This is a genomic window from Petrimonas sulfuriphila (assembly GCA_038561985.1).
GTDB classification, from domain to species: Bacteria; Bacteroidota; Bacteroidia; order Bacteroidales; family Dysgonomonadaceae; genus Petrimonas; species Petrimonas sulfuriphila.
On the sequence record CP073276.1, the window covers coordinates 2,871,151 to 2,889,014 of the forward strand.

The 17,864-nt window shown below is 44.0% G+C and carries 16 protein-coding genes; 3 read left to right on the top strand and 13 right to left on the bottom strand.

The window, feature by feature from the left end; translation table 11 throughout:
- Position 1: 1 nt before the first annotated feature.
- The 13 genes from KCV26_12155 to KCV26_12215 all read right to left on the bottom strand — a co-directional run bounded on the left by KCV26_12155 (position 2) and on the right by KCV26_12215 (position 13,929).
- Positions 2 to 1,135: a glycosyltransferase gene (locus KCV26_12155; protein WZX36046.1), complete on the bottom strand. Its 1,134-nt coding sequence runs from the start codon at positions 1,133 to 1,135 to the stop codon at positions 2 to 4.
- A 28-nt stretch (positions 1,136 to 1,163) separates the two neighbouring features.
- Positions 1,164 to 2,027 (bottom strand): glycosyltransferase family 2 protein, encoded by an 864-nt coding sequence (locus KCV26_12160; GenBank protein WZX36047.1) that lies wholly within the window; start codon positions 2,025 to 2,027, stop codon positions 1,164 to 1,166.
- Positions 2,012 to 3,334 carry a hypothetical protein gene (locus KCV26_12165; protein ID WZX36048.1) on the bottom strand — a complete coding sequence of 441 codons (1,323 nt, stop codon included), beginning with the start codon at positions 3,332 to 3,334 and terminating at the stop codon, positions 2,012 to 2,014. The genes KCV26_12160 and KCV26_12165 overlap by 16 nt, the downstream gene beginning before the upstream one ends.
- A 9-nt stretch (positions 3,335 to 3,343) precedes the next feature.
- Positions 3,344 to 4,450 carry a glycosyltransferase family 4 protein gene (locus KCV26_12170; GenBank protein ID WZX36049.1) on the bottom strand — a complete coding sequence of 369 codons (1,107 nt, stop codon included), beginning with the start codon at positions 4,448 to 4,450 and terminating at the stop codon, positions 3,344 to 3,346.
- Entirely contained in the window at positions 4,419 to 5,720 is a 1,302-nt protein-coding gene (locus tag KCV26_12175; GenBank protein ID WZX36050.1) for a glycosyltransferase family 4 protein, read from the bottom strand. The genes KCV26_12170 and KCV26_12175 overlap by 32 nt, the downstream gene beginning before the upstream one ends.
- Before the next feature lie 24 nt (positions 5,721 to 5,744).
- On the bottom strand, positions 5,745 to 6,662 hold the full coding sequence (locus tag KCV26_12180; GenBank protein WZX36051.1) for a glycosyltransferase: 918 nt from the start codon (positions 6,660 to 6,662) through the stop codon (positions 5,745 to 5,747).
- A gap of 6 nt (positions 6,663 to 6,668) precedes the next feature.
- Complete coding sequence (locus tag KCV26_12185) at positions 6,669 to 8,159, bottom strand: O-antigen translocase (protein ID WZX36052.1); 1,491 nt, start codon at positions 8,157 to 8,159, stop codon at positions 6,669 to 6,671.
- Positions 8,156 to 9,280: a DegT/DnrJ/EryC1/StrS family aminotransferase gene (locus KCV26_12190; GenBank protein WZX36053.1), complete on the bottom strand. Its 1,125-nt coding sequence runs from the start codon at positions 9,278 to 9,280 to the stop codon at positions 8,156 to 8,158. The genes KCV26_12185 and KCV26_12190 overlap by 4 nt, the downstream gene beginning before the upstream one ends.
- Positions 9,273 to 9,815, bottom strand: a complete 543-nt coding sequence (locus KCV26_12195; protein ID WZX36054.1) for an N-acetyltransferase — start codon at positions 9,813 to 9,815, stop codon at positions 9,273 to 9,275. Before KCV26_12195 ends, KCV26_12190 begins: the two co-directional genes overlap by 8 nt.
- Positions 9,812 to 10,225 (bottom strand): WxcM-like domain-containing protein, encoded by a 414-nt coding sequence (locus KCV26_12200; protein WZX36055.1) that lies wholly within the window; start codon positions 10,223 to 10,225, stop codon positions 9,812 to 9,814. Before KCV26_12200 ends, KCV26_12195 begins: the two co-directional genes overlap by 4 nt.
- Positions 10,203 to 10,625 (bottom strand): WxcM-like domain-containing protein, encoded by a 423-nt coding sequence (locus KCV26_12205; protein ID WZX36056.1) that lies wholly within the window; start codon positions 10,623 to 10,625, stop codon positions 10,203 to 10,205. The genes KCV26_12200 and KCV26_12205 overlap by 23 nt, the downstream gene beginning before the upstream one ends.
- 72 nt (positions 10,626 to 10,697) lie before the next feature.
- Positions 10,698 to 13,085, bottom strand: a complete 2,388-nt coding sequence (locus tag KCV26_12210; protein ID WZX36057.1) for a polysaccharide biosynthesis tyrosine autokinase — start codon at positions 13,083 to 13,085, stop codon at positions 10,698 to 10,700.
- 46 nt (positions 13,086 to 13,131) lie between these two features.
- On the bottom strand, positions 13,132 to 13,929 hold the full coding sequence (locus KCV26_12215; protein ID WZX36058.1) for a polysaccharide biosynthesis/export family protein: 798 nt from the start codon (positions 13,927 to 13,929) through the stop codon (positions 13,132 to 13,134).
- Between the two features lie 917 nt (positions 13,930 to 14,846).
- Here KCV26_12215 and KCV26_12220 point away from each other — a divergent pair.
- Genes KCV26_12220 through KCV26_12230 form a run of 3 tightly spaced genes read left to right on the top strand, consistent with a single transcriptional unit; the run spans position 14,847 to position 17,838 of the window.
- The gene (locus KCV26_12220) at positions 14,847 to 16,112 is read left to right on the top strand and encodes a right-handed parallel beta-helix repeat-containing protein (protein WZX36059.1); all 1,266 of its coding nucleotides are present in this window, start codon (positions 14,847 to 14,849) and stop codon (positions 16,110 to 16,112) included.
- A 22-nt stretch (positions 16,113 to 16,134) separates the two neighbouring features.
- Positions 16,135 to 16,575 (top strand): hypothetical protein, encoded by a 441-nt coding sequence (locus tag KCV26_12225; GenBank protein ID WZX36060.1) that lies wholly within the window; start codon positions 16,135 to 16,137, stop codon positions 16,573 to 16,575.
- 12 nt (positions 16,576 to 16,587) lie between these two features.
- Entirely contained in the window at positions 16,588 to 17,838 is a 1,251-nt protein-coding gene (locus tag KCV26_12230) for a glycosyltransferase (GenBank protein WZX36061.1), read from the top strand.
- Positions 17,839 to 17,864: the final 26 nt, after the last annotated feature.

Consider the following 17,864-nt stretch of genomic DNA (forward strand, 5'->3'; position numbering starts at 1 on the left):
GTCAGGTCAGTTTTTCCCATTCTTTATTGAACTGCAATTGGTAATTCCCCATTAATGAAGGCCTTTCTGCCAAGCGTACCTCTTTTACGGATTGAATCATTTCCAGAAAACGTTCCGTTTTCTCCAAGGTGTCGTTTCTGTTCTTTGGATCAAACAGGATTCCTCGTTCAGGAGTTATCAAACTTGCTGCTCCGGCATATTGAGAACACAGTACCGGCATCCCGAAAATCAATGCTTCGTTCACAACGGCTCCAAAAGGTTCGAACAAGCTGGGCAAGACTAATCCTGACCCGCAGGCATACCAGGCATGGAGTTCCTCTCCCTCTAGTCTCCCTGCAAACATAACTTTTCCACGCAATTGCTGATCTTCCATTATTTCTTGTAAGGAGGAGAGCTCTCTTCCTTCCCCGACGATGACGAACTTCAGGTTATCAGCTTCGAGCAACAGGGAGGATAGAGTACTCAAAAAAACGGAAAGCCCTTTTTCGGGGATTAGCCTTCCCACAAACAACAGTGTCTTTTTACCTTCGAGGTCGTATTCCCGAACATATTGTTGTGCGATCTCCTCCAATTTCCGGGCGTTTTCCCTCAATCTTTCCGGTTTTTGCAATATGGGTGAGACGATAAGCTGATGCTCTTTCAAGTTGAACTTGTTTTTGTAAAACTCCGATACCTCTGCAGACATGACCACCCAAAAATCCAAATGTTTTACAGACCGTTTTCGGGCCAAATTTCGTAATTTCGATTGCATGTGGTGGCACATGTCTATACTGTCGTCCAGGGTAGTCCCTATTTTTTGAGTGATGATGCCTAGCTGTTTCCAGAGAATCAGCAACTGGGTCGTCAGAGAATATTCAAACCCCATAATTATGTCGGGTTGTATCTTCCGGATCATCCTGTACATGCCAAAACGGAAGAATACTTTCCCTTTCCGGCGTGGCCCTTTCAGTAAGTAGAGAACCTTAAATCTGCAATGGTCCAGGAGTTTACTCTGATCCATCTTGTTGTTCCAGATGTTGTCGAAAAGAAAAACCACCGTCAGATCGAACAGCTCGTTCAGCGAATTAAACTGATCAAGTCTGTAGGGTGCAAGGGACGGGTGAAACATCAGTATTTTCTTTCTTTGCCTGTTCATACTTCTTTACTTTTTTTACGATACATCTTTAGTTCTTGAACCTGTCCCACAAAAACGGGAAAAACGTCTTCATCCACAACATCACAAAAGAGTAGGGGAGAAACATCGGAAAATGCCTCTTTACGTAAAACAAATACTCATTATACGCCAATCCTTTAGGACTCTTCAAGTACGCAATCCGGTCCCTTAACGGTAGATTTCCTCTTTTCCAGCTTTTCCCGTGATCATCCGGACACACTCCGCATACGTTAGGTGCCACGTAAACCGGAACATCTCTTTTGCGGGCCCGCAGTGAATAGTCGTAGTCTGCAATACCGTGCGTGAAGCGATCATCGAGAATACCCACCTGGTCTACTGCTTCTCTGCTGACCCACAGTATATTGGCGTTTGCAATCTGGCATTCCTGCGGTTGGGCCTGTGGGGAGAGCAGTTGACTTTTCACGATAACGTGGTTGGTTTTGATCCGGGAGCCGCCGTAGGTTACTTTTCCGGTTTTTCCGTCTATCGTTGTGCCGCAGTAAATTCCCGTCTTGCCTGTTTGCCGGAGTGAATGCTCTTCGGCTTTCATCAGATTCATGATAAAGTCATGCTTTAACTTAACATCGTCATTTATCAGTAAATAAGCATTGTATGATTTCTTCTGGGTGGCTTTTTTCCAAGCCAGGCGCATTCCGCCGGCCCAGAATAAAGTACCTCCGCCTTTTAGTACGGTAACCTGCGGGTACAGTTCTTTTACCGCCTCTTCCGTCCCGTCCGTTGAGCCGTCATCTGTTAAAAAGACATCCAGTTGAACATCCGGTGGGAGTTCTGCTTCAAACAGGGATGCCAGGCACGTGAGTGTTTGGGCTTTTCTGTTGTGGCACGTGAGTAAAACAGCTATTTCTTTTCCCATTGTTTTTCTTTTTTAATCAAATGATTTTGCAGGCGGATATAGCGGACATCAAAAATGCCGCGCACCCATAGGGCAACTTCTTTGTTGGTCATCTCCCGGAAAGTATATGAAAAACACAATCCAATCATCACCCATAGCATGAAGTAGTTGAGGGAGAAGTTGTTGACATCTTCTACCCAGGCATACAGCCACCGGAAGGCAATGTAAATACCCAGCATTTTCGCGTATATGTTTGCTGATCTGTTTACGGCTAAATAGGAAGCCCTTAAAAAGATCAACGTATAAAGGATTACACCCGCTATACCTGTCCAGGTAAACACGTTGGCCAATCCAATTTCATTGGCTAATCGCTCGCTTCTTCGGGTCAGCTCGTATGCTCTTTCTCCGAATATTTCAGAATCGTTTCCCCGGGCCGGTGTGCGTCCCAACAGCCAGTAGTTGTTGTTTATCGCCGATTGAAGCACTTCGGAATAGATGAAAGTACGTGTATCTGTGGTAACGTTTATTTCCACACGGTTACCAAATTCATCCGTTCCTACGGTGGTGTAATCTCCTTTCACGTAATCGTCCATTTTAAAAACGTTGAAGATCTCGCTGACCCCCAGCAGAAACAATACTACGGGTATGACAAACAAGGAGAGCCGGACTGCTTCCATAACCTTCACAGTAATCATGCTCCGCAAGTAATAAAAACCCAGTATGAGTAAAGGAACGCCAAATTTTATGACATTGCTACGTGCTCCCAGGTCCGCGGTTATTACCACCAACGTTACGGTTATTACCAGGATTTTCTGACGCAGGGTAAGTGCCGGTAAGAACAACAGCAAGAAACTCATCGGAATCAGGTAAAATCCATATGCGTCTGCACGCAGGATAAGTGCGAAGATTAAAAAGAGAGGTAGCACGTACCTTACGTAATACGAAAGCATATATTGCACAACCTTCTTGTTGGTTGCCGAATAAGCCACAATGGGAAGCAGAAGTGCCATTGCGTTGCTTATCAATCCTTTCCAGTCCCAGTAAATTTCAGCAACAAGCATCCCTCTTACGATGCAGACAATGTTCCAAAGCAAATATATCCAGACAATCCTAAGGTTTTGTTCGTTTTTCCTGTCGAAGAAAGAATACCTTGCCAGGAAGAATACAGCTAAAATAATTATTGACAATACCCAGACAATCGTGGTGTTGTTTAGAACGGAAGTGATGGAGCGCCACCGTTTGGCAAAAGACAATACGGAATAAACGGTGAGCACCAGAATGGTCACCGGAATGGCTTGGCTTATTATCTGTTTGTTAACGGTATTCATTTGTTCTTGTCAAGAATAAAGTTGGTATATCTCTTCTGCATTTTTTTTCAAATGATACGTCTCGTTCACCATTTCCTTTGCACGGGCGGAAAGTCTGGTTGAAATCTCGGGATGTGTGTGCAGGTAGATTATTTTTTCCGCCAGGATGGTATGGTCTTCGGGAATAAGCAGGCTGTTTTCCCCTGTCTGGTTGAAATCCCTCAGTCCAGTTACGTTGTAGAGTATTGCGGGGATTCCGCAAGCCATCGCCTCGATGGTCGTGATGGAGATCCCTTCGTGTTTACTCGTCATCAGGTATATGTCAGATGCTACCAGGTACCTGCGGATATCCGTCTGGTTGCCGAAGAACCGGACGCATTTGTCTACACCCAGTTCTACGGCCAGCTCCCTTTCTCCTTTTTCTGCTTCTCCCTTCCCTAAATGCAGGTACTGCAGGTTGGGATAATGCTTCGTAATGAGCGGCAGCGCCTTGATAATTTCTTCGTGCCTTTTGATGGAACTACAGCCACCGATGGAGATTATTACCAGAGCATCTGCGGGAATCCCCAGCTCCTCCCTGTATTTAATTTTCTCTCCATTCGAAGCTGGAAAGAACCGGTTTTCTCCGTACCAGTTGTATACCTTTTTCGTTTTGTTGCGGTAATGTTTCAATTCGTGCTCATAAACCGAATGGCTGATGCTCTGGAACCGGCACCTGAATATTTTTTTGGCCGACCATCGTTGCAACACATGATAGGGATAACTGTAAAAGTGAGAAACAAAAATACTGTGAAAGGTATACACGGATCGTTTGCCGGCCAGCCACGCACAAAGTGCCATCTCCCACATGATCGCATGGCTGTGGATATGGACCACATCGTAGTTTTCCCTTGTCAGAAACTCTGTAAACCAGATCCAGTACCGGATGCGTGCAATTATATTCCATCCGCCGGGATAGGGCCTGTGAACAACCTTGTAGCCTGCTTGCTCAAAATGCCGGGAATACTCGCCCTGGTCAGGAGCAGTGGCCATAACGGTCAGTTCACATCCCTTGTGTTGAAAATAGGAGGACGCGTCAACGTACATTATTTCCGCTCCTGAGAATTTAAGCTCGTGAAGAATCTGTACTACTTTCATGGTGTTGTTTTATAATTTCGGAATAAATCTGGTAATATTGCCGGGAGGTTTGCGTGATGTTGTGCCGTCTGAGGGCAATCTCCCTGGCGTTTGCACTAATCTTCAATGCCAGTTCATCATCGGAAAAAATCCGGGCTATCTGATAAGCCAGGAACACATAGTCTCCCGGTGAGAACAGGAGTGAACTTTCATTATCCTTTACAATGGACGTTACCCCGCCAACAGACGGAGCTACGCAAGGCGTTCCCGTCATCATGCTTTCTCCCAGTGAATTGGGGCTGTTTTCCAGGAATGAGGGCAGAACAAACAGGTGCGCCTTGCTGTATTCAGCGGCCATTTCGTCGGCCGACAACCTTTTGCGCAGAATAATGTTTTCCGTTAATTTCAATTTCCTGATTTCGCTTTTCAGGTAATTGGAATAATCTTCTCCAATGAATACATCTTTTATCTTGGAGGATTTCAGTGTAAAGGAAGACAAGGGTGCGACTATTTTTACTTCGGGAAATTGCCTTTTCAGAATTGCAGCGGCCTGCAGTAAGGTGTGAAATCCTTTTAACGGATATTCGGCCGAGGGGACAAATATCCGGTGACGTTCGCATTCATCGATCTTCCACACATGTTGGTAAAAGGCAGGGCGTAACAGCTCTTCTCCGTGGAAGTAAGAGGCCCCTGCATTCATAGCTGCCAGCTGCGCTTTGTCCCAGGCCGTTCTTCCGATAAAATACCGGTTGATCCTGTATACCTCTTTTTCAATGTCACTGTATTTTCTCCATTTCCGCAACGTGGAGTTCACTCCACCGCGCCCGACTCTGTTTTTGACGGACCGGTGTTTTTTTAACCCGGCATTGGCCACGCTGTATTTCAGGTAATCCAGGCAGGAAGATACGATGCCCTGTATGGAGCAGACAATCGGAATTTTTGTATCCACGTACTTACGCAGGAGGGCGAAATTCTTTTCGGTGCCGTGAATGTGGATAATATCAGGCTGAAAATCGTTTATTACGGACAAGTATCTGTTCGCCAGATTGGCGCTCATTACTGACGCGTTTTCGTTCTTGCTGATGCGTATGGAATAATACACAACGCCATCTATTTCCTGCTTCTGTTCGTTTCCATTTATCACGGGAGTGACGGATGCAAGCGTTATGCCGGGTTGTTGGAGGATATTGTAAAACAGAGGGGCAACCCAGGACCCGCCTTTTGTGGGCTGGCCCTTGACGTAGGGGAAGAAAACCTCAAACACATCGTGTGTTATCCAAAAAACGCGCATATCTTTCTTTATTTAAACATTGTATCAGTATGACCTTACTCCGTTGAATTTCAAGTACCAGTAGAACAGGCTGAATTTCAACAGGAGGGGGACACCTTTGTGCCCCTTGAACCCTTTGTATTTATACCGCAGCCAGTTTTCGTAATAGATCGATAAATCAATGGGATTGAATATATTCAAATTCTGTTTTCTGTATTTGTTGAAAATTTTCAGGGCCTCTTTTTTTCTCAGGTTTTCCACGGAATCGTTTCTGGAGAGTGAGTTTTTGTGAATCCTGTACCTGACCGTCGGTTTATTCATGTAATGTATTTTAATGCCTTTGCCGATAATTCTAAATACCATGGACATGTCTTCGTAGATTTTGAATTCCTCGTCGCAAAACCCAATGCTGTTGATCAGTTCCTTCTTGTAGAAAAAAGTTGGCGTATTCAGAAACACGGGCCAGCGCGCATAGGCCTTTAGCTGCTCCTTGACGGATGAGCGGCTGGCAAAATAGATCAATCCCTCATTGATGGTTTCCTTTTTTGCCGGCACGCTGTTTTCATCCATTTCCTGCACTTCCGATATAATGAAGGAGGCTTTGGGAAAGCGGCCTGCGTACGCAAGGTTATCGGTAACGCAGTTGTCGAGTAAGGCGTCGTCGCCGGCAATCAGCTTAACCCATTCTCCTGTGGTTGCCTGTATTCCACGGTTACAATTTGCGGCTATTCCCGTGTTTTTTTCTACCGTAATAATTTTTGATTCGTAAAATCGCTGCCGATTTTTTTCGATCCAATCCGTACAGAGCTGGACTGTGTCGTCCTTAGACGCGTCGTCACTCACGATCAGCTGAATATTGTCCCACGTCTGGGCTTTCACACTTTCCAGCGTCTCCAGCACGTATCTTGAGCTGTTGTACGTGATGATGATGATCGAAACTAAAGGTGTACCTGTATTATTCATAAATCATTATTTGTTTCTGTATTTTTGTAGAAAACCCCGGATAATCTCTTTTAATCCGATTCTGCTCTCCAGTTCCAGGTAGGAATACCAGCAGGAGACTCCGATGAGCAATGTTCCGATAACGTATGTATAGGGTTTTTCTATTAGGTTTACTATGGCAAAACTCATCAATGCCAACGAGAATTGGACGGCAAAAATCTTTAAGAAGGAGGAGGTGAACGAAAAGTGGTACTTTACTTTTGCAATGACATATACCTGTATGAGGTAGATCATGTAAACCATCAGGAACGAAACCCCCAACCCCGTTAATCCACCAAAATGGTATCCCAGCAGGCTAAAGCCTAGTGTATAGGTGTTCCCGGTTAACTCGTTCCAGAAAAACAGCCTGCTCGCCCCTTTTGCCAGAAAAACAAAGGCGATTGCCCAGCTTACTGCTTTGAAAAATATGCCCAGGGATGCCCAGTATATCATTCCCGTTATGGCTAAAAATTGTGTGGAGTATAAGAGGATAATGGCCCAATGAATAAATACAAGGAACCCGATCAGCACGGGAGCCAGTATCAGCAGCGCAATTTCAGACTGCTGATTGACGTTCCGGGCACACTGTTCGTTGCTGTTTGCCACGGCTGATAGCCTGGGGTAGTAATCAGTTCCCATTGCCGTAAAAATCATGCCCACGTAGGTATTGATGATGGCGAATCCCGCATTGTACAAACCAACATCTGCCATGTTCCCCGTGCGGTTGATGAATATCCGGAGCAAGTATGCAGCGGCAATCGATATCAGTCCGCTGAGGCTTATCATAAAGCCCATAACCAGCATGCTTTTGCCTTCGGCGACGGTGATTGCCCGGTTGATCGTTGTCTTTCTGATCTTTGTCTTCTTTGCGAAGTGCCAGGAGAAAAACAGGGTGATCAATGCCGTGAGGATAATAACAGGCACAATTCCCTCAACTCCGAATCTGTAATAGAGCGGAACAGTAATCAGAAGTCCAGCGATGCTGCCGTAGACGTTGGCCTTTGCTAAATCTTGCAACTTACGAAGCCCCTGCAGCAACACCAGTTCCCCCGTACTCAATTGGCTGAAAAGTAGTGTGGCGGAAATCCAGGCAAAGGCAGCCGTATATTCTTTATTGCCAAACGTGAACTGGCTTAACCAGGGCGAGAAGAGAAGCGTCACAACGGCTCCGAGGATGCCTGTGATCCAGACCAACCGGCGCATAACGGAGATTACCGTCGATATACGTTGCTCATCTCCTGTGGCATTTGCTTCGGAAATATTTTTGATGGCACTTGTGCCCAGACCGAAGTTAGTTAGGCCAGCTACCAAGCCGGTGGTGGAGGTCAGCAGTCCCACGATACCCATACCAGCCGGCCCGAGGAGGAGTGCTACAAATTTCGAGCGCACGATGGAGATGACGATTTGAAAGACCTGAACTCCGCCAAAAAGAGAAGTCGCTTTCATGATCTGCCGGTATGAGGATTGATGCTTGTTCATGTTGTTCTTTTCGAATTGTTCGGATGAAAGGAATTCACTGTTTTTGTCACGGTTTCAACTTCTTCATCGGAGAGTACCTGGCTTATAGGCAGGCTCAGGACTTCGTTGTGAATTTTATCGGTGACCGGCAAAGGCAGGTCGCTCCACTCTTTGTATGCCTTCTGTTTGTGGGGTGGAACTGGATAGTGGATAAGTGCCTGAATCCCGTTTCCGTTGAGATGGTGAAGCAACGCATCGCGATGCCCCGAGCGAATCACAAACAGGTGAAACACGTGTGCATCCCAGTCGTTTACTTCAGGCAGTACGATATCCGGATGATGGATATGGGTCAGGTAATAGCGGGCCACTTCTTTTCGTCGTTGGTTGTCTTTGTCGAGGTACTTCAGTTTTACATCCAGAATAGCTGCCTGGAACTCATCCAGCCTGCTGTTAAGCCCCTGGTAATCGAATATGTATTTGGTGTTGGAACCGTAATTGGCCAATGCCCGTGCCGTTTCCTCCAGTTTTTTGTCGTCGGTAGTAATGGCACCGCCATCGCCAAAAGCCCCCAGGTTCTTGCCGGGATAAAAGCTGTGGCCGGCCGCGTCTCCCAAAGAGCCTGTCGTCTTTCCGTTAAACTTGCATCCGCTTGCCTGGGCATTATCTTCAATAAGTTTTAAATCGTGTTTTTTACAGATCTCTCCGATTCTGTTGGTGTACGCGCATTGCCCGTAAAGGTGGACGATCATGATCCCCCTTGTTCTGGGGGAGATGGCCGCTTCAATTTTGGTGTCGTCCAGCTGATACGTACGGATATCTGGTTCGACCAACACCGGAACTAGCCGGTTGTCGGTAATGGCGAGGATAGAAGCAATGAACGTGTTTGCGGGTACAATAATTTCGTCTCCCTCGCTCATGATGCCTAATTCCATGTATGCCTTGAGGATTATCCGCAAGGCGTCCAGACCGTTGGCAACGCCCACGCAATAACGGGTGCCGATAAATCCGGCGTAGTTGTTCTCGAATCGTTTATTTTCTTCGCCAAGCAGGTACCAGCCCGAATCGATTACCCGGGATGCGGCCTGATGGATTTCCCCGGTGTATTTCTGTGTAATTTTCTGTATGTCGAGAAATTTAATCATCTGTGTCGATCTTTAATATATGCTTTACTCCATTCTTGTCTCTTTTGTCCATATCCAGTAAAATACCCTCTTCGGTTATGTACCCTTTTTGAGTAGCCGGATTTCCATACCAAAACGAATAATCGGGAATGTCCTTCGTGATGATGCTTCCGGCGCCGATAAAGGAATATTCTCCAATCACGAGTCCGGGAAGTATCGTTGCGTTTGCGCCAATGGACGCTCCTTTTTTCACCAGGGTGGGTTTAAATTTTGAGGTGTCGTGCGCTTTTGACCGCGGAATCAGCTCGTTGGTGAATGTCACGTTGGGCCCGATAAATACGTTGTCTTCAATGGTTATCCCGTCCCACAACTGTACCCCGCTTTTGATGGTCACGTTGTTACCGATCACAACCTTGTTTTCGATGAATACATGCGCGCAAATATTGCAGTTGCTTCCGATCTGTGCGTCGGGCAATATCACGCAAAATTGCCAGATTGTTGTGTCTTCACCTATGTTTTGGGAAAGAACGTCCGTTCGCGGATGGATATATCTCATTTTTTGTATTCTTTAAATTCGTTGTAATCTCTTATATAATCATCGGCAGAATATTCCGAAGAGGCTAAAACCAGGCAAACTGATCCGGAAGAAAAATTGTCCAGCTCCCTCCAGATGCCAGGAACAACAAGTAATCCGCGATAGGGACGATTAATGGTGAATGTCCTTTTCAATTCGCCATCATCCAGTGTTACATCGAAACTGCCGCTGGCTGCTACGATGAATTGCTGCAACTCTTTGTGTGCGTGGCCACCCCGTGACTCTCCCCCTGGCACATCGTAGAGGTAATACACACGCTTTACATGAAAAGGAACCGTTTTGCCGTTTTCCACTACACTGATGTTTCCTTTCTCGTGATGGTGCTTGTCTATTTCCAGTATAGAACAATCATAGATGTTCGTTTTTTTCATTTGCCATTTGTTTAAACAATTCGTAGTCATATACATAGTCGGCTACATCGAACCTGATGGATGCCAAAATAAGTGCCAGGGAGTTGGTGGAGAAATTCTGCATTTGCCTCCATATCCCTTTAGGAACATACAGCCCATAATAAGACCGGTTCAAAGAAAATATCTGTCGCTCCTTTCCGTTGTCAAGGATCACATCGAAACTGCCGGAAAGGGCAACAATAAATTCCTGATTCCGTTTGTATGCGTGGCCTCCCCTGACTTCCCCACCGGGTACATCGTAAATCCAGTAGGCCCTTTTTATTTTGAAAGGAATGTTTTTAAGTTCTTCTATCACGGATAAATTTCCTCTTCTGTCCAAATTTTTCGGAAGGTCAATTATTTTCGCACCATTGAGTTTCATTGTTCTGCGTTTTTTAATTCATTTGTCTGTCTTTTTTGTTTTAAGTCAATGTTTTATGCTGGTATTTCTGCCTTACGCGTATCCGTATCCGTATTTTTTGCCATATCCGTAACGGTAGGCGATGGCATTCATGTTTACTGAGTTCAGGACGAAATACATTCGGGTAAGCTTGTCCTCTTTGTAATATCTTGCCGCGTCTTCAATGAATTTCTTGGGCGTATAGTCCGCTCGAATAACATAAAGATTCACATCGGCAAGACGATTCAGTAGAAAACTGTCGGAAACCACTCCTACTGGCGCCGTATCAATAATTATAAAATCAAAATCTCTTCGCAGATCGCTTATCAGTTCATCCAACAGAGGTTTCGCTAATAATTCGTTGGGATTAGGCGGGATGGACCCGGCGGTAATGACCGACAGATTGGGATGAACTCCTGAGGGTTTCACCAGTTCTTCTTTGTTCAGGTTTCCCGACAAATAGAGGGTAATCCCCTTTTTATTGTCTATTCCCAGGTAATCTGACAGCTTGGGCTTACGAATATCCAGCTCAACGATCAACACTTTTTTATCGAGCAGGGCTAAGCTCATGGCCATATTGATGGTAACGAATGTTTTCCCGTCTCCACTGATGCTCGACAGCATATTGATTACCTTTTTTTCTTTGCTGTCGATAACGAATAACAGGTTGGCTCTTAGCAGCCTCATCATTTCGCTGAAATTATCATTGTTGTTTTCCCGGATGACAATATGTTCACTGTGAGAAACCTGGGGAATTTCACCCAGGACAGGCACCGGAGTCAGTTCTTCCAGTTCTTCCTTGTCGCTAACCTGATATCGCAACAGGTCCTTTATTTTAATGCAGGCAACAGGTATAACCAATCCCAGGGCGAAAAACAACAATCCGATCATTCTTCGGTTTGGTGATACGGCACCCAGGAGGCGAATATTATCCACCAGTTTGGTGTTGGGCTCGACCGAAGCCATATTCATGTATTTTTCCTCTTTTTTTTGAAGAAGATACAAAAACAATTCTTCCTTGATGTTCTGCTGGCGTTTTATGTCGGAGTAAACCCTTTCCTGGCGGGGGATAGCCCGTATCCGGGCGTTATTCCGGTAATACATGGCGGAAATGTCGCGTTGCTGAATTTCCAGGTTGTTCTTCTCGTTTTGCAAGCCAGATTTCACGGAATTGAAAGTGGATTCTATCCGGTTATTCAAGTCGATCATGGACTGGTTACTGCTCGAAGCAATGCGCGAGAGCCTGTTTCGCTCCAAAACCAAATCATTGTAGGCATTGATCTGAGCTGTCAAGGCTTCACTGTTTATCCCGGAGTTTGCGGGGATAAGTTGGTCGTGGTCTCTTTTTCCTTGAACATAATTATTCAGGCTTGAAACAATCGAATATTGAGTCTCTGCCTCCACTTTCATTTGTCCCACACTGGCAGATTGCGTGTTGTAGACATCTGCCTGAGAGGCAATATCGGTCAGTCCTTGCGACTGTTTGTAGTCTTGTACCTGCGTCTCCACAGAACTGAGTTCCGCGCTTAATTTAGAGAGATGGTCATCGATAAGCTGGGAGGTTTTGTCGGCTAGCTCAATCTGATCCCTTATGCCTTCTTCGTTATATGTATTGATGTATTCTTCCAAAAAATCCTTTCCCAGCATTCCATTCGGGCAAGTCAACGCCAAGTTTGCCACTGAAGAATTTTTGGAAGTCAGTTCTATTTCCAGGGAATTCAGGTAACGGGCTGCAACGTTCACGGGATGTTCAATTTTTACCCTTACGAACTTGCTTTCTACGGGACCTGGGTTACGCTTAACCAATTTTAAACTACCAAACGGGAAAGCCACTATACTGTCGGACGATGAAGCTTTTACACGGTACTTTTTATCGTTGTAATCGCCAAAGAATTCATAATCGCCGGTGGGCGTTATCCATACGTCAAAAACGATGTTTTTTTCCAGGTTATTGAGTGTATTTTCAGCTATGTTAATAAGAACAGGGGTCTCATCCCCGTATAGAATTCTCATTTTTCGTTTTGGAAAATCCGGGAGGAATTTGTCCAGTCCCGTCAGTTGAATAATCTTAAACGGTTTTATTTCTGTGTATGAGGCGTAAACCCCGAGCTTCCTCACTACGCGCTCAACGATCAATGATTTCTTTAAGATTTCAATCTCATTATCCACGTTGTTCTTTTGCCGGATGACTCCCATTTCCTTAAACACATTCATTTCAGAAGCTCCCCCTCCCCGTTGATCGTCTTTGAACAGAATTGAAGTTTCTACCTTGTATTGCGGCAACGTGTAAAAAAGATAGACAGCGGCAACAACCAGACAGAGGAACAGGGAAATTAAAAACCATTTCCAGTAAGAGAGGTATTTCATCAGTATACCCACGACATCAATTGGTTTTTCAGCCAGCATACCGTATTCTTCTTCAACTGTGGAGTAGTTCTTCATTGTTTATGTTTTGTTTATAAAGTCTTTATACCGGTAAGGCCTTTCATTACCGGGTGATGCTGTAGATTGTGGCTGCCATAGTGGCTAACGAGATCAGGACAGACAACGTTGAAATCCGGTAAGTTTCCGCCGCGCCAAATCGGGAAGAGTTTGCCCGGGACTGATTGGGCTCTACATATACCACATCGTTTTGTTCGAGGAAATAAGCGGGAGAATCGAAAACATTTTTATCGTTGAGGTTTACGGTGTAAATTTTCCTTTCCCCGTTCATTCCCTCGCGCAATACTTTTACATTATCACGCTTGCCGTAAATAGTCATATCGCCTGCCAAAGCCAATCCTTCAAAAATAGTTATCCGTTCGTTAGCGGTTACAAATTTTCCCGGACGAAGGACCTCACCCAAAACGTTTATCGAATAATTTAAAATGCGAATGGTTATAATGGGCATTTCTCCCGTAAAAAACGGGGTTAACCGCTTCTCAATGAGGGATTCCAGTTCCTTCGTGTTTAATCCTTTCACATTCAGGATTCCCAGTATGGGAAGTTCTATATTCCCTTCGTTATCAACTAGGTAGCTTTGAATGGTGGGTTGTGAATTCAGCGAGTTGGTAAGGTCCTGTGCTTGGGGAGTAAAAAGATTGTATCTTCGCGAAGCTTCAGGCTCACTGCTGACTACGGTAATTGAGAGTAAATCTTTGGGCTTTATGCGGGCATCGTACAACGATTCATTGACGGTAGTTATTTCTCTCTGGAATTGAGGGAAATAGGCTATGTCTTTTACCGGCGAGCAGGAAGAGATAGTTAACCCCGCTATGAGGATAAGCAAGAAACTGTTTTTTTTCATACTGTGATTTTTAATTGAGCTGTATCGTCTCTGTTAGCATCATTAAGCAGATTCCTACTGTTTTGTAGTTATCCGTTGTAATTTTTCTAAGATTTTCAGAACGACTTTCTGCTTTAAGCAGACCTTTTTATGCTAAACATTAAGTTTGTGCAACAATTTTGTGACAACTTGTTTACACTGCTGACAAAATTAAGAAAGAAAGGAAGGGGTATGTTAGGACTATATGAACATTTTTTTGTATTTCCGGATTAATTTTATTGTTAAATTATAACTACACGGGCATATTGAATTTACAATCCATTAAGAATGAGATTTATATTTTTAAAAAAGCTTTTACCCGCCAAATTTAAAAAACAGGAAAGAGAGAACCGAGGAGCACGCTGCGTGAAAAATTTATAATTATAGGATAAAATACATATAATCAATTATATATATATTCAACAACCTGAATTCATCATTTGCCCATCCATTTTTCTGAAGCCGTACCTTTTTTATCTAATTTAGTTAATTGTCGGGCAGCTTCATGCTGTAATTGTCCTAATTCGTTTCATTTTTGTCTACAAGAAAATTCGTTGAAACCGGAAATTTACCTTCAAAACGCCACCAGAAAACCATCCCTCAAAAAAGTGTTTATACCGATTCTAAACAGGTAAAAATAATTGGTAAAATATGCGCATTGTTAATTAAGGGCAACAGCTTTTAATTTTGCCTAAATAGTGTTATTTGGTTGTAATTTAGTACTATAATAAGAAATTTGTACGTAATTTTGCAGCGTAATAAATCATTTGATACAATTCTTTGTTCTTCATGCATATATTTTCCTATTTTAAAGATACAACAATCCATTCTTTTTGTAAATTGCACAGGAAAAGCAGGCTGCCTCAGTGAATTGTATGAATAAAATCAAAAAGCATTCAATGAAAAAAAATCTACTCATCGTACTGAATATACTGTTCGTATGCTTTACCGTTCATTCGTCTTATGGACAAGGTTCCAGGTATACCGGTTCTTACATTAAATCCTCCACGATACAGCACGTAGGGAAAAGCAATTTTGTAATAGAGGGATTGGAATTCACAAGCAACGATAGGGACCTTATTGTTTTGTACAGTTGCGAAAATGTGGTAATTAAAAACAATAGTTTTGTGGCATCTCCCGCAAAGAGAGGTATATACCTGGATAACTGTAAGAACATTACAATTATTGACAACACCTTTGATAACGTGCATACCGGATTAGTAGCACACAATTCCCGCGGAATAAAATTTGAATACAACGACGTGAAAAATGTTGGCGGCCCTATGAAAGAAGAGGACAAAAACAACGGGTTTGTCGCGTTGTTCGATAAGGTAAACGGCGAAGGGAATAGTATAAGTTACAATGTATCGGAGAATATTTTCGGGCAAAGTTCGCCCGGTGACCTTATTAACCTGAATCAGTCAAACGGTACGGCGCAGAGCCCGATTGTAGTGAAAGGGAACTGGATCAGGGGGGGCGGCCCGTCTCCATCGGGAGGAGGTATTATTTTAGGCGATATTGGCGGTTCTTATCAGGTGGCTGAAGACAATATTGTTGTGGACGGAGGACAGTACGGAATCTCTATTGCAGGCGGCCACGATATAGCTTTAAGAAACAACAAGATATACGGCAGCAAAAATTACTTCACGAACGTAGGACTTTATGCCTGTAACTGGTATGAAGAAAATTTAGGCAAGTCATATAACATCACCGTAGCAGGTAATGTTGTCAATTACAGGAACAAAGAAGGCAACATAAGTAATTGGTGGTATGCTTCCAACGTGGAGCCGGTAAGCGGTAAGGAAACCAACAGGTATGACCCCGCCCTATCTCCGTCGATACTCCCCGAACAGATCATCGGACGGGCAAGGATGTCGGTAGAACCGCAGCCGGAACCAGATCCGGATGAAAAGCCCGATGACATAGTGTTGGATCCTTCGATAAGTATTTATAAAGATACATTTGACCGTATTTGCGCCAATTGTAAAGGCTCTATATCTTCTTCTGCATCACTATCGGTCTTAAACCAAAACGGACAAAAAATACTCAGCATACCTATAATCGGTTATCACACTACTATTGACAACCCAATCCCCTCGGGAACGTATACCGTGATGGTTGAAAACGATGCCCGCTTGCAAATCAAAAAAATTGTGATTAACTAATTTAGCTAGAGAACGAGAGAAAATGAATAAAACAATATATATTATTTTACTGCTAGTAGCGTTTGTTGTCGTATCCTGTGAACGGAACGAAGAAAAAATAGAATTAACCAGTGCCTTAAACGGAGAGTGGGAGGTCGTGGCTTATCTGGGTGATACTCCTATCCACGATGGAGCGTTTCCGTTAATTATTTCCAGTGACTTTCCATTGAAAACGGATTCTATCACGATTAACGATACATCAAAATATTTTTGGAATTTTCAGGTTAAGGTTTCAGCTGATCACGAGAACGGAACCTTTGAAACGCAAAAATCTATTTGTGAACACTGCAGCTACGGGATTGGTATAAAGGTATTTAACGGAAAAATAATTGATTCTGACAGCATTTATCTGGAGATACAGTTTGAAGACGATGAAACACCTTATGGCAATACATACCAGCTAAAAGGGTACAGGGTAAACTAAGTCAGCCGGAAAATGGAAAAGCTAAAAGTACTCATTAATGCTTACGCCTGTTCACCGGATAGGGGAAGTGAGCCTGGGATGGGGTGGAACTGGTGCGTACACCTGGCCAACCATTGTGAATTATATATCATCAGCGAAGGGGAGTACCGGGAGAGTATAGAAGCTGCTCTGGCAACTTTGCCACAGGCGGGAAATATGCATTTTTACTACAATCCAATACCGGAGAAGGTGAGGGAGATGTGTAGAAAGCAGGGCGACTGGAGGTTTTATGCCCATTATAAAAACTGGCAAAAAGAGACACTCAACATAGCCCGGAAAATTATTGCCGAACACAAGATAGATGTTTTGCATCAATTGAACATGATTGGTTTCCGGGAGCCAGGCTACTTGTGGAAAATAGAAGGTATTCCTTTTGTATGGGGGCCTGTAGGCGGATTGAAACAATTTCCCCTTGCCTACCTGAAAGATGCCGGACTTAAGATGCGCTTTTTTATTCGTTTGAAAAACCTCATCAATACCTTGCAGATCAAGTATGATGTCCGGGTGGACAAAGCGCTGAGACGGGCTGGTTTGTTGATCAGTTCCATACCCGATTCTTACCGCGCCTTGAAAAAGTATAAGCAACTGGAGTCTGTCCTGATCCCTGAAACCGGCTGTTTTATCACGGATAATGTTCCAACGGGAAGATTCTACAACAGGGAGTTTAACGTGATGTGGGTTGGGAAATTTGATTTTCGCAAGCAACTGCCACTGGCTTTGAATGCTTTGGCGGCAGCGAACAACAAGCAAATCATTTTAAATGTTTATGGCCAGGGAAATGAGGTTCAGGAAAGAGAAGCGAAACAGCTGGTGTCGGAATTGGGTATCTCCGATCAGGTGGTATGGCACGGTAACCAATCACATGCAGTCGTCCAGCAAGCCATGCGTGAAGCACAGCTCTTTTTCTTTACGAGCGTAAGCGAGGATACATCTACCGTTATATTGGAGGCTATAAGCAACCGTTTACCTGTCTTGTGTTTCGATGCCTGTGGCTTTGGAGCCGTGATCGATGAAACCGTTGGACGAAAAATTCCACTTGCCAATCCCCGTGAATCGGTTCGTGATTTTGCCGAACAATTGAATGTGCTTTGTAGTAAGCGGGAGTTGCTGGAGAAAATGTCCCTGAGCTGTAAATATTTACAACAAAAGCTTTCCTGGGATGAAAAAGCAAAAAAAGTGACTGATCTTTATTGGCAGGTAGTATCGGATTTTGTTTCAGGTTAATCATTTTTTTGCCGGGATATCGCCAG

Coding starts and splice junctions, on each gene's coding strand:
- KCV26_12155 (WZX36046.1), bottom strand. CDS start 1,135: ATGAACAGGCAAAGAAAGAAAATACTGATGTTTCACCCGTCCCTTGCA.
- KCV26_12160 (WZX36047.1), bottom strand. CDS start 2,027: ATGGGAAAAGAAATAGCTGTTTTACTCACGTGCCACAACAGAAAAGCC.
- KCV26_12165 (WZX36048.1), bottom strand. CDS start 3,334: ATGAATACCGTTAACAAACAGATAATAAGCCAAGCCATTCCGGTGACC.
- KCV26_12170 (WZX36049.1), bottom strand. CDS start 4,450: ATGAAAGTAGTACAGATTCTTCACGAGCTTAAATTCTCAGGAGCGGAA.
- KCV26_12175 (WZX36050.1), bottom strand. CDS start 5,720: ATGCGCGTTTTTTGGATAACACACGATGTGTTTGAGGTTTTCTTCCCC.
- KCV26_12180 (WZX36051.1), bottom strand. CDS start 6,662: ATGAATAATACAGGTACACCTTTAGTTTCGATCATCATCATCACGTAC.
- KCV26_12185 (WZX36052.1), bottom strand. CDS start 8,159: ATGAACAAGCATCAATCCTCATACCGGCAGATCATGAAAGCGACTTCT.
- KCV26_12190 (WZX36053.1), bottom strand. CDS start 9,280: ATGATTAAATTTCTCGACATACAGAAAATTACACAGAAATACACCGGG.
- KCV26_12195 (WZX36054.1), bottom strand. CDS start 9,815: ATGAGATATATCCATCCGCGAACGGACGTTCTTTCCCAAAACATAGGT.
- KCV26_12200 (WZX36055.1), bottom strand. CDS start 10,225: ATGAAAAAAACGAACATCTATGATTGTTCTATACTGGAAATAGACAAG.
- KCV26_12205 (WZX36056.1), bottom strand. CDS start 10,625: ATGAAACTCAATGGTGCGAAAATAATTGACCTTCCGAAAAATTTGGAC.
- KCV26_12210 (WZX36057.1), bottom strand. CDS start 13,085: ATGAAGAACTACTCCACAGTTGAAGAAGAATACGGTATGCTGGCTGAA.
- KCV26_12215 (WZX36058.1), bottom strand. CDS start 13,929: ATGAAAAAAAACAGTTTCTTGCTTATCCTCATAGCGGGGTTAACTATC.
- KCV26_12220 (WZX36059.1), top strand. CDS start 14,847: ATGAAAAAAAATCTACTCATCGTACTGAATATACTGTTCGTATGCTTT.
- KCV26_12225 (WZX36060.1), top strand. CDS start 16,135: ATGAATAAAACAATATATATTATTTTACTGCTAGTAGCGTTTGTTGTC.
- KCV26_12230 (WZX36061.1), top strand. CDS start 16,588: ATGGAAAAGCTAAAAGTACTCATTAATGCTTACGCCTGTTCACCGGAT.